This window comes from Burkholderia sp. WTPI3, assembly GCF_021483755.1.
GTDB lineage: Bacteria > Pseudomonadota > Gammaproteobacteria > Burkholderiales > Burkholderiaceae > Burkholderia.
Window position 1 is genome coordinate 1 of record NZ_JAGIXF010000137.1, and the last position, 11,781, is coordinate 11,781.

Below are 11,781 nucleotides of genomic sequence, written 5' to 3' on the forward strand. Positions count from 1 at the left end.
CAGCGGATGTGGGGTGTGGCGTGGGTGATGGGATGGGGCGGCGTCGCCCGGCGCCAGGCGCGACAGCGCACCCGCATCGAGACCGAACCAGTCGGCCGCGAGCGCCGCGCGCAAGCGCCGCAGATCGCCCGGCGCATCGATTGCCGCGAGCACGCGTTCGAGCTGCTCGGCATCGCCGGTCGAAAACACCGACGCCTGTGCGAGCTCGACGCTGCCGATGCCCCACGTGGCAAGCACGCGCTTCACGAGACTGCCTTGGCGGTGCGTCTGCACGAGCACCGCGATGTCGCCCGGCGACAGCGGCGTGTCGCCGAGCCGCGCGTCCCCCTCGCGCGCGCCGCGCATCAGCCGCGCGATCTCGGCTGCGCAGGCCTGAGCGGCCTGCGCCTGCGCGTCGTGCTTGAGCAGCGTGCCGTCGCCGCCCGGCAGCGTCCAGATCCGGAAATCGCCGGCCGGGCCCGGGTCGGTGCCGTCGACGAACGGCGCTCGCACACGCGTGCCGGCCCGCACCGCGTAATAGTCAAGCCCGTCGAGCACGAACGCGCGTGGATTCGACATGAAGAAGCGGTTGCACGCATCGACGATCGCCGGCGTCGAGCGCTGGTTGACCGCGAGCGTATAGCACGCGCTCGCACTGGCGCGCGCGGCCAGATAAGTATGCAGATCCGCTGCGCGGAAGCTGTAGATCGCCTGCTTCGGATCGCCGACGAGAAAGAGCGGCCCGCGCGGCGCGAAAATCCGGTCGAAGATCGCGAACTGCAGCGGGTCGGTGTCCTGGAATTCGTCGATCAGCGCAGCCGGATAGCGTTCGCGCAGCGTCTCGGCAAGCCACGGATGCGTGTTCAGTGCGCGATACAGGTTCGCGAGCAGGTCGTCGAACGACACGACGCGACGCGTACGCTTGCGCTCGGCCAGTTCGGCCGGTGCCATGTCGAGCCAGTCGGCGATCAGCGCGAGCCAGCGCGCATGCTGCGTGGCCTCGGCCGCGGCCACCGCCGCTTCGAGCGCGTCGGCGACGTCGAAGAACGGGTGCTCAGGTGTCGCGCCGCCCTTTTTCGTCGCTTTCACGAGCGCGGTGCGCGTGAGCTTGAGCGCGGCCTTCGGCAGCGCGGCCGTCGCATCGCCCTGTGCGAAATGCGCGGACCACGCGCCGAGCGCATCGACGAGTGCGTCGGGCTTGTGCGAGCGCTGGTTGAGCACGGGCTGCGCGGTGCGCAACAATGCGTCGATCGCGTCGCGCTCGTCGGCCCACATCCGTGCGGCCTCCTCGAAGCACGCGGCGGCGGCGGCTTCCGCCGATTCGTCCGGCTCGCCCACACCGTCCCAGCGCAGCGCGGCGAGCGGCTTCTTCAGCCGGCGGGCAAGCTGCGCATCGAGCGCGGCCGGCCCTGCGCCCGAATCGACGAGCCACGTCGCGAAACCGGGCCAGCGTGCGGCCATCGGCTCGACCCGCGTGCGCCAGAAGTCCGCTGCGAGCTCGAAGCGCAGCGCCGCGTCGTCGGCCTGCATGTCGAACGCGAACGGCATCGCGGCCGCGAACGGCGCTTCCTGCAATGCACGCTGGCAGAACGCGTGGATCGTATGGATCGCCGCCTGATCGAACGCGCGCAGCGCGCGCCGGATCCGCTTCGCGGCCGTCTCGGGATCGAGCGCGCCGGCCTCGCCGAGCGTCGTCTCGAGCAGGCGCGCGACGAACGGATCGCCGCCGTCGTCGCCCGTATCGAGCGCATGCGCGAGCTGCGCGAGCCGCCCGCGAATCCGCTCGTGCAGTTCGGCCGTCGCCGCCTTCGTGAAGGTCACGACGAGGATCTGGTCCGCGCCGAGATCCTTTTCGAGCAGCAGGCGCACGTATAGCGCGCAGATGTTCCACGTCTTGCCGGTGCCGGCAGACGCCTCGATCTGGTTGACGCCGTCGAGCGGGCACACGAACACGTCGAGTTCGAGCGCCGCCTGCGGCCGGGCTGCGGCGCTCATGCGACCTCCTTCAGATGTTCGAGCATCGGCTCGAACACGAGCCGCGCGAGTGTGCCGAACGGCTCGTCGAGCGACGGATGCGCGCCACGCCACGCGATCGCGATGGCCGGGTCGTCGGCTTCGCTCGCGACACGCTCGTTGATCCACACGCTCGCGGCCTTAGCCTCGCCGTCGGAGACCCGCGCCCATGCGCTGCGCGGAAAGAACCGCAGCGGCATGCGCCGCCCCGCGCGAAACAGCGCGGCAAGCGGCGCGAGCCGTTCGAGCGGCGCCGCGACCGGCGTGAGTTCGAACGCGCCGCCGCTACCGAACCACAGCGTGCGGCGCGGGCCGTCGGGCACCACCGCGCAGTAGACGAGGTGCGCGAGCCACGCGGACAGATAGTCGCGCGCGCTTGGCCGGGCATAGCGATAGATGATCTGCCCTGCCGGCGTCAGCCGGTTCAGCGTGCCGTGCAGCTCGAGCGGCGCACTCACCGCATCGCCGGCCAGCATCGCGTCATCGGGGCCGAACAGCGCCTGCTCGGTGTCCGGCCATGCGGGCACGACTTCGAGCGAGAACGGCCGCCGTTCCATCCCGTCGGCGAGCGCGTGCCGCACTTTCGACGCGAGCTGCGTCATCGAGCCGAGCGCCTGGTCGCGCCAGACGGCGCCCGTCGCGCCGCCCGGCAGTTCCGGGCTGGCGTCCGCAATACGCAGCGCATGGTCGTGCACGCCACCGTCGCCCGATTCGATCAGGAGCGGCAGCACGCGTTCGGCGAGCGCGTCGCTGCCGGCAAAATCGAGCGCGAACGGCTCCGTGTCGAGTAGTTCCGCCTGTGCATCGGACAGCACGATGCCGAGCCGTGCACGCAGCAACGCACGCGCCGGATGCCGCCAGAAGCGTTCGAATTCGCTGAACGCGACGGGTTCGGCCGGCTCGGCCGGCAGCGGCTGCGCGAAGAACGGCTGCTCGCGCGTCGCATCGCGCGACGCTTCGGCCGCCAGCAGCGACGCAAGCGTCGCGCGCTCGGCGTCGTACGAAGCCAGTTCGCTGTCGGGCTGGAAATACGTGGCCGCGAACGGTTGCAACGGATGCTCGACGACGAACGCGCGCCGCGCGGCGTCGACCGCGTCCGGTGCAGCGTCGGGGCCGGCCGTGACGAGCGCGAGATGGTCGAGCAATTCGTCGACGAGCGCCGCGGGCGGCAACGGCGCGTTGTCGCGAATGCTGCGCCCCGTGTAGGCGATCAGCAGCCGGTCGCGCGCCGCGAGCAGCAGGTCGAGGAACAGGTTGCGCTCGTCGTCGCGGCGCTGCCGGTCGCCGAGCTTCGGCAGCACGGCCATCAGGTCGAATTCGTCCGCACGCGCGAGGCTCGGCAGCACGCCGTCGTCCATCCCGAGCAGGCAGACGGCGCGATACGGCAGCCCGCGCAGGCTCGTCAGCGACGAGAACGTGACGCCGCCCCACGGCACCCCGCCGCGCGCCGGATCGTCGAGCGCGGCAGCCAGCCCCGCGCGCACCACCGCTGCAGGCAATGCCTCGTCGGGAGCGCCTTCGGTCATTGCGGCCAGCATCGCGTCGAGCGCGTCGCGCACGCCCGCGAGCGCGTCGGCATACGCGGCGCCGGAGTCGAAGAAGCGCGCGAGCGTGTCGGCGAACAGTTCGCTCCAGGCGCGCGGCGTATGCGCGTCGGCGAGCCGCCGCGCGAAGCCGTCGAGATCGTCGGTGAAGCGCGCGAGCCGGCCGAGCAGTTCGGCCTCGCTGCCGGTGGCCGCTTCGATCGGCAGCCACGCGCCGACCGGAGCGGCACCTTCGGGCATCGCATAACCAAGGAAGAGCCGCGCGAGCGCATCGGAGAACGTGTGGCGCGGCGCGGGCACCGCCGCGTCGTCGCTCATCGTCGGCGACAGCCCGCGCCGCGCGCCGGCGGCCGCAAGCCAGGTCTGCACCGTCTCGAGCGCGGCCGCGTCGATCCCGTAGCGGGCGGCCACCGCGTCGACGCGCAGCCATTCGACCAGCTCCGGCGCACCGACCTGCCGCTCCGGCAGCGCGAGCCATTCGAGCAGCACGCGCGCGACCGGGTTCGCCTGCGACGGCGGCAGTCCGGTGATCCGGTAGGGCACGCGCGCGCCGCCGGTGCCCGCCGTGCCGAACACGGCATCGATCAGCGGCCCGGCCGCCGCGAGATCGGCGACCGCGACCAGCACATCGGACGGCTGCAGCGTCGCGTCGGCATCGAACCACGCGAGCAGCCGGTCATGCAGCACCTCGAGCTGACGCGCGAGGCTGTGGCACACGTGCACCTCGATGCCGCGTTCGGCCGGCGCGTCGCCGAGCTCGTCCTCCGGCTGCAGGTCGAGGATCGCGTTCTGCACGCGCGCGAGCCAGGTCGGCGCGGGATTCCCGACGAAACGCGATGCATCGCCTGACGCCGCGCTTTCGGTCAGCTCGTGCAGCATGTGCAGTTGCGCCTGCGTCTGCCGGCCCCACTCCGCAAGCAGCGGGTGGCCGACTTCCTGATAGTCGCGCCGCCCGGCCGCATCGAGCGCCTCGGCATGCGCGGCGGTGACGATGTCGAACCAGAATTCGCGGCACGGGTTGAGCGCATAGACGCGCACGTCGATCCAGCGCGACAGCTCGCGCAGCAGCGCGACGTGCAGCGGCGGCATGGTCGGCAGCGCGAACACGCTGACCGATTCAGGCCAGTCGGCGCGCGCGACGGTTTCGGGATCGAGGTTGCGCGCCTCGACGAGAAAGCGATGCGCGGGCGGCGTGCCGCTGTCGCTCAGCTCGGCGAGCAGCACGCGCCACAACGCGGCCTGCCACTGCTCGTCGTCGCGCGCGGCGTCGCTGATTCCGCGCGGTGCGCCATCGCCCGCGAGCACCGACTCGCCGGCCTGCCATGCGGCCAGCCATTCGGGCCGATAGGTCAGGTAATGATCGAGCACGGCCGCGACGCGATGCGCGAGTTCGTAGCGCATCGCGTCGTCGGACGCCGACAGATATGCGGCCAGCCGCGGCGACGCAAGCCACGGCGTACCGCCCTCGGCCTGCGCGAACAGCCGGTAGCAGCGCCACACGAGACGGTCCGGCGCGAACGGCGAGCGCGCGGGCACCGTCAGCACGCGGCCGATCTGCGCCCACAGCCATTGCGCGAGATACGTGAACTCGACATTTGCGCATACGCCGTGACGCGCGGCGATGTCGAGCTCGAGACGGCGGCGCAGCGCCGCGCTCGGCACGATGACCTGCTGCGGCGCCCACGGGCCGTTGCGGGCCGGGAACGCGGCCAGATCGTCGAGCAGCGCGTCGGCCAGCGTTTCATGACGGTTCGAATAGAAGAGATGGAGCATGAAGCGGTATCGGTGCGTCGCGCCGACCGGGCCGGGCGAACAGGAGCACCAAGGATAGCAAAAGGGCCGTCGCGGCGAACCTCGCCCGAAAGGCCAGGTTTTGCGGACCGCGAAATACGATAGACTCGTCGCCAGTCAATACGCCGCCCCGGCGTCTTCGTCTGCCATTCAGCCCATCGATGCGCTATTCGGTCGAAATCAGAAAGTTTTTCTATAGCCAGTATTTTTTCGGCGGCCTGCGGATCGCGGTCGGCGTGTCGCTACCGGCGGTACTGTGCCTGATCGTGTTTCACAACCGGGATCTCGGCTTTACGATCTCGACCGGCGCGCTCGGCGCGTGCGTCGTCGACATGCCCGGCCCGCTCAAGTACAAGCAGAACGAAATGCTCGCGTGCAGCGTGATCGGCTTCCTGGCCGCGCTCGCGACCGGCCTCGCGACACCGAACATCTTCGCGCTGTGGCTGACGATCGTGCCGCTCACGTTCGTGCTGTCGCTGATCGTCGTATACGGCAACCGCTGGCCGCAGATCAGCTTCGCGACGCTGTTCATGATGGTGATGACGCTCGAGGAGAAGTTCACGCCGCTGCAGGCGTTCGTCAACGCCGGCTGGATCCTCGCGGGCGGCCTCTGGTACACGTACTGGGCAACTCTCGTGTCCCAATGGCAGGCGCGCCGGATCGAGCAGCAGGCGCTCGCCGAAAGCCTGTTCGCGTGCGCCGACTACCTGCTCGCGCGCGCGCAGTTCTACGATCTCGAGGCCGATCTCGACGAGTGCTACCGCAATCTCGTCGCCAAGCAGATCTCGGCGGTCGAAACGCAGGAAACCGCGCGCGACATCGTGCTGCGCAACCTGCCGAAACTGCGCCGCGGCAAGCTCGACCCCGGCCGCACGACGATGTACAACCTGTTCATCAACAGCGTCGACCTGCACGAGCTGTTCGTCGGCGCGCATACCGACTACCCGCTCGTGCGCAACACGTTCGGCGGCTCGGACCTGATCATTTTCTACCGCGACCTGATCCGCAAGGCGGCCGCCGATCTCGAGGAGATCGGCCTCGCGGTGCTCGAGAACCGCGCGCCGCATTCGCGGATCAGCGTGAAGGCCGAGCTGCGCGCGATCGAGTACGAGATCGAGCTGATGCGCAAGAAGAACTTCGCGGCCAGCAATCCGGAAGCGTATGCGGCAGTGCTCGCGACGTTCCGGCGCATCTGGAGCGCGACGCGCCTGATCGACCGGATGCGGCGCAACCTGTCCGGCCACGCCGACCCGCAGCAGACCGAACTGAAGATCGACAAGGCGCTCACGCGCTTCCTGCAGCGTCGCCGGATGTCGCCGCTGCTGATCTTCTCGAACCTGAACATGCGCTCGCCGAGCTTCCGCCACGCGCTGCGCGTGACGATCGCGGTGGCCGTCGGTTTCTGGCTCGGCAGGCTGCTCCCGCTCACGAACGCGTACTGGATCGTGATGACGAGCATCATCATCCTGAAACCGGGCTACTCGCTGACCAAGCAGCGTAACGCGCAGCGGATCATCGGCACGCTGATCGGCTGCGCGGCGAGCATCGCGCTGATCTATACGGTGAAGGAGCCGCACCTGCTGATCGCGATCATGTTCGGGTCGATGGTGATGAGCTACAGCCTGCTGCTGTTCAACTACACGGCGAGCGTCGTGTTCACGTCGTCGTACGTGCTGCTGATGTTCCATCTGCTCGCGCCGGGCAGCATGCGCATCATCGGCGAGCGCGCGATCGACACCGTGGTCGGCTGCATGATCGCGATAGCCGCAAGCCGGCTGTTCCCGTACTGGGAATATCGGCTGATGGGCAAGCTCGTCACCGACATGCTCACGTCGACCCGCAAGTATTTCGAGGCCGTGTGGCGCGCCGGGCGCGGTGCGTCGCCGCCGCCCGTGCCGGCCGCCGACGGCGCGGCCGTCGTGCCGGGCGTCGCCGCGGCGATCGAAACGCCGGCCGCGAGCCTCGACGCCGACTACCGGTACCGCCTCGCGCGCAAGGACGTGAACATCGCGTTCGCGAACCTCGGCCAGGCGTTCCAGCGGATGATGATCGAGCCGAAGGCGCACCAGCGCTTCGTGCCCGAGCTGAACGACCTGCTCGTGCAGACGCACGTGCTCGGCGCGCAGATCACGGCCGCAGCACCGCTGATCCGCAGCGCGTGCGCGGCCGACAGCAACTTCGTCCACGACGACGCACTGCACCGCGGCCTGTCCGCCGTGCTAGACAACCTCGAAAAGGCGGAAGCCGGCGAGCCGCCGCCGCCCGACCAGTTCGACGCAACGAAGCAGATCACGCGCGAGCTCGACGCGATGGTCGTATCCGCGGAAAAATCCGATGCGGTCGGCGCCGAGCTCACGCACGACCTCAAGGTGCTCGCGCACCAGTGCAAGCAGATGCTTGCGTCGTCGCTACTGATCCGCAAGGACGCGAGCGTCATCCGCTTGCCCGCATGACGTCGTTCCGCCAGCGCTAGCCTCGCGCGCAGCGGGGCGGCCGCCGGCGCGCACGCATGACCCATCCGCTTCGCGCGGCGGCCTGCCGGTCGCGCCCGCGTCAGCCCCGATTCCGCCGGTTGCGCCAGTCAGGGAATACCCGATTCCGGCCATCTGCCCGGCTTGTTATCATTCGTTCACATTTCAAGTTGTATAGACAACTTGAGCCAACCGGACCGGGCCACTCGCCCGGTCCGTAGCACAACGATATCGGAGACTCGATGAAGAACTTGCAGCGCCACCTGAGCGCGCGGCACATCCGCTTTCTCGCGCTGGGCTCGGCGATCGGCACCGGTCTGTTTTACGGTTCGGCGTCGGCGATCCAGCTTGCGGGCCCCGCGGTGATCCTGGCCTACATCCTGGGCGGCGCGGCCGTCTACATGGTGATGCGCGCGCTCGGCGAGATGGCTGTGCGCGAGCCCGTCGCCGGCTCGTTCGGCCACTACGCGACCGAAAACCTGGGCCCGTTCGCCGGTTTCGTCACAGGCTGGACCTACACGCTCGAAATGGTAATCGTCGCGATCGCCGACATCACCGCATTCGGCATCTACATGGGCTTCTGGTTTCCGGACGTCCCGCAATGGATCTGGGTGCTCGGCGTCGTCGCGGTCATCTGCGGGCTGAACCTGTGCCACGTGAAGGTGTTCGGCGAGCTCGAGTTCTGGCTGTCGATCATCAAGGTCGGCGCGATCGTCGCGATGATCGGCGGCGGCGTCGCGATCCTGCTGACCGGCATGCACTTCGGCCATTCGGCCGAAGTGCCGACCTTCGCGAACCTGTGGAATCATGGCGGCTTCTTCCCGAACGGCGTCGGCGGCCTGATCGCGTCGCTGTCGGTCGTGATCTTCGCGTACGGCGGCATCGAGGTGATCGGGATGAGCGCCGGCGAGGCGAAGGATCCGGAGCGCGTGATTCCGCGCGCGATCAACGCGGTACCGGCGCGCATCCTGCTGTTCTATGTGCTGACGATGGTCGTGCTGATGTCGATCAGCCCGTGGACGGGCGTCGGTAACGACGGCAGCCCGTTCGTGCAGATCTTCTCGGCGCTCGGCGTGAAGTCGGCCGCGACGATCCTCAACCTCGTGGTGATCAGTGCGGCGATCTCGGCGATCAACAGCGACATCTTCGGCGCGGGCCGGATGATGTTCGGGATGGCGCGGCAGGGCCAGGCGCCGCGCGTGCTGATGACGACGTCGCGACACGGCGTGCCATGGGTCACGGTGCTCGTGATGGCGGGCGCGCTGTTCGTCGGCGTGGTGCTCAACTACCTGATGCCGAAGGACGTGTTCCTGGTGGTCGCGGCGATCGCGACGTTCGCTACCGTTTGGGTGTGGCTGATGATCCTGCTATCGCAGGTCGCGATGCGCCGACGCCTGTCGAGCGCGGAAGTCGCGGCGCTGAAGTTCAAGGTGCCGCTGTGGCCGGTCGCGCCGGCGCTGACGATCGCGTTCATGGGCTTCGTGATCGTGATGCTCGGCTGGTTCGACGACACGCGCGTCGCGCTCTACGTCGGCGCGGCATGGCTCGCGCTGCTCGCGGTCGTGTTCTACGCACGGATCCGCCCTAAGTTTGCCGCTGCGTCACGTTGACGCACGACTGATCTCCCCCGCGCGGGCGCCGGCTTCGGCGCCCGTTTTTTTCTTCCGGCGCGGCGCAACGCATCGTGCGTCGTCAGCCGCCCGTTCCGCTCGTCGCTGTTGCTGCCCCGGCCGCTGCACCCGACCGCCAGGGTCCGGGGCAGCGCCCGCTCGTTCAGTGCGACGCGGCGCTCGCGCTCGCAGCCTCGGCCGGATGGGCCTCGTCGTATGCGCGTTTCTGCGACACGGCGTTGTACAGGATCGTCCCGATCACGAGCAGCACGGCCACGACGATCAGAATGCTCACGTTGCGGACAGGGTTCTTCTTGCGCTGATCGTTCATGGTCGAGGCGACTCCGTCAATTTTGTCGAAGCGGGCATTCTACGCGCTTGCGCACGTGCTGCGACGCCACGTTTGCGTTCCGTCCCCCGCCTTTCCCCGCTGTCCGCCGAAACCTTTCATTTGATAATCATTCCCATTCCGATCTAGAATCCAGAATCTTTCGTTTTGTAATGTTTCGGGTTGCCCGGATGGCAGGCACACCCCGGAACGCTCCTTCGCCAACCTGCCTCACCGGAGTCTCCATGTCGAATCCGCGCACCCGCCTGCTGCCGCTCGCCGGCGCCCTCGCCTTTGCCGCCGCATTCGCGCCGCTGGCCCACGCAGCCGAGGAAGTCAACCTTTACACCACGCGCGAACCGAAGCTGATCCAGCCGCTGATCGATGCGTTCACGCAGCAGAGCGGCGTCAAGGTCAATACGGTGTTCGTGAAGGACGGCCTGCTCGAACGGGTGAAGGCCGAAGGCGCGCAGTCGCCCGCCGACGTGCTGATGACGGTCGACATCGGCAACCTGCTCGATCTCGTCGACGGCGGGCTTGCGCAGCCGGTGCGCTCGAAGGTGCTCGACGACGCGATTCCGGCGAATCTGCGCGGCGCGCAAGGCGACTGGTATGCGCTGTCGCTGCGCGATCGCGTGCTGTATGTCGAAAAGGACCTGAAGGTCGACGCGTTCCGCTACGAGGATCTCGCCCATCCGAAATGGAAGGGCAAGGTCTGCATCCGCTCGGGACAGCATCCGTACAACACCGCACTCGTCGCCGCGATGATCGCGCACGACGGTGAAGCCGCGACCGAGAAGTGGCTGCGCGGCGTGAAGGCGAACCTCGCACGCAAGGCGACGGGCGGCGATCGCGACGTCGCGCGCGACATCCTCGGCGGCATCTGCGACGTCGGTCTCGCGAATGCTTACTACGTCGGCCACATGAAGCATGCCGAGCCCGGCACCGACGCACGCAAGTGGGGCGACGCGATCAAGGTCGTGCGGCCGACGTTCGCGAACGCGAAGAGCGGCGGCACGCACGTGAACATCAGCGGCGCGACGGTCGCGAAGCACGCGCCGCACAAGGCCAACGCAGTGAAGCTGCTCGAATACCTGGTGTCGCCGCAAGCGCAGGCGCTGTATGCGCAGGCGAACTACGAATACCCGGTGCGCGCGAACGTGAAGCTCGATCCGGTGATCGCGAGCTTCGGCACGCTGAAGGTCGACCCGCTGCCGCTGACGGACATCGCGAAGCATCGCAAGGCGGCCAGCCAGCTCGTCGACAAGGTCGGCTTTGACAATTGATGCATCGATCGTCCGCGCGCGCCGCCAGCCGTTACGCCCGCGCGCGGGCAGCCTTGCGCTGATCGCGGCCGCCGCGATCAGCGTTGCGCTGATCGCGGCCGCCGCGATCGCCGCGGCGGTCGCTGCGCCGCTCGCGGTGCTGGTCGCCGCCGCATTCGGCGCCGATCTCGCGCACTGGCGGCATCTCGCCGAATTCGTGCTGCCGCAGGCGCTCGCCAATACGCTGCTGCTGCTCGCGGGCGTCGGCGCGATCGTCACGGTGATCGGCACCGGCTGCGCGTGGCTCGTCACCGCGTACGACTTTCCCGGCCGCCGAACGCTGACGTGGGCGCTGCTGCTGCCGCTCGCGGTGCCGACCTATATCGTCGCGTTCGCGTATCTCGACCTGCTGCATCCGATCGGCCCCGTGCAAAGCGCGCTGCGCGCGCTGCTCGGCTTCGACAGCCCGCGCCAGTTCCGCCTGCCCGACCTGCGCTCTCTGCCCGGCGCGATCTTCGTGCTCGGCTTCGTGCTGTATCCGTATGTGTACCTGAGCACGCGCGCGATGTTCGTCACGCAGTCCGCGAGCCTGCTCGAAGCGGCGCGCACGCTCGGCGCGGGACGCATCGCGACGTTCTGGCACGTCGTCCTGCCGCTCGCGCGCCCCGCGATCGCCGTCGGCGTGAGCCTCGCGCTGCTCGAAACGCTGAACGACATCGGCGCGTCGGAATTCCTCGGCGTGCAGACGCTGACCGTATCGGTCTACACGACGTGGATCAC

General features: G+C 68.7%; 7 protein-coding genes. 4 read left to right on the forward strand and 3 right to left on the reverse strand.

The genetic code is table 11. The features are described 5' to 3' along the window. Both J7024_RS34640 and recC read right to left on the reverse strand, forming a co-directional pair. On the reverse strand, positions 1 to 1,974 hold a 1,974-nt coding region (locus J7024_RS34640), incomplete at its 3' end, for a UvrD-helicase domain-containing protein (protein ID WP_234745897.1). Beyond that, on the reverse strand, positions 1,971 to 5,309 hold the full coding sequence (recC, locus tag J7024_RS34645; RefSeq protein ID WP_124829649.1) for an exodeoxyribonuclease V subunit gamma: 3,339 nt from the start codon (positions 5,307 to 5,309) through the stop codon (positions 1,971 to 1,973). The genes recC and J7024_RS34640, both read right to left, overlap by 4 nt. 179 nt (positions 5,310 to 5,488) lie before the next feature. Here recC and J7024_RS34650 point away from each other — a divergent pair, with 179 nt between their 5' ends. Together J7024_RS34650 and J7024_RS34655 are read left to right on the forward strand one after the other, a co-directional pair. Continuing rightward, positions 5,489 to 7,780 (forward strand): FUSC family protein, encoded by a 2,292-nt coding sequence (locus J7024_RS34650; protein WP_124829650.1) that lies wholly within the window; start codon positions 5,489 to 5,491, stop codon positions 7,778 to 7,780. A gap of 260 nt (positions 7,781 to 8,040) precedes the next feature. Then, positions 8,041 to 9,408 (forward strand): amino acid permease, encoded by a 1,368-nt coding sequence (locus tag J7024_RS34655; protein ID WP_124829651.1) that lies wholly within the window; start codon positions 8,041 to 8,043, stop codon positions 9,406 to 9,408. A gap of 163 nt (positions 9,409 to 9,571) precedes the next feature. Here J7024_RS34655 and J7024_RS34660 read toward each other — a convergent pair whose 3' ends face one another. Then, a complete protein-coding gene (locus J7024_RS34660; RefSeq protein ID WP_096509015.1) occupies positions 9,572 to 9,739 on the reverse strand; it encodes a hypothetical protein in 168 nt (55 codons plus the stop codon). 242 nt (positions 9,740 to 9,981) lie between these two features. On the opposite strand from J7024_RS34660, the gene J7024_RS34665 reads away from it, so the two are divergent. Next, entirely contained in the window at positions 9,982 to 11,022 is a 1,041-nt protein-coding gene (locus J7024_RS34665) for a Fe(3+) ABC transporter substrate-binding protein (RefSeq protein ID WP_124829652.1), read from the forward strand. Continuing rightward, positions 11,012 to 11,781 (forward strand): ABC transporter permease (locus J7024_RS34670; RefSeq protein ID WP_442861913.1); only part of this gene is annotated, 770 nt, incomplete at its 3' end. The genes J7024_RS34665 and J7024_RS34670, both read left to right, overlap by 11 nt.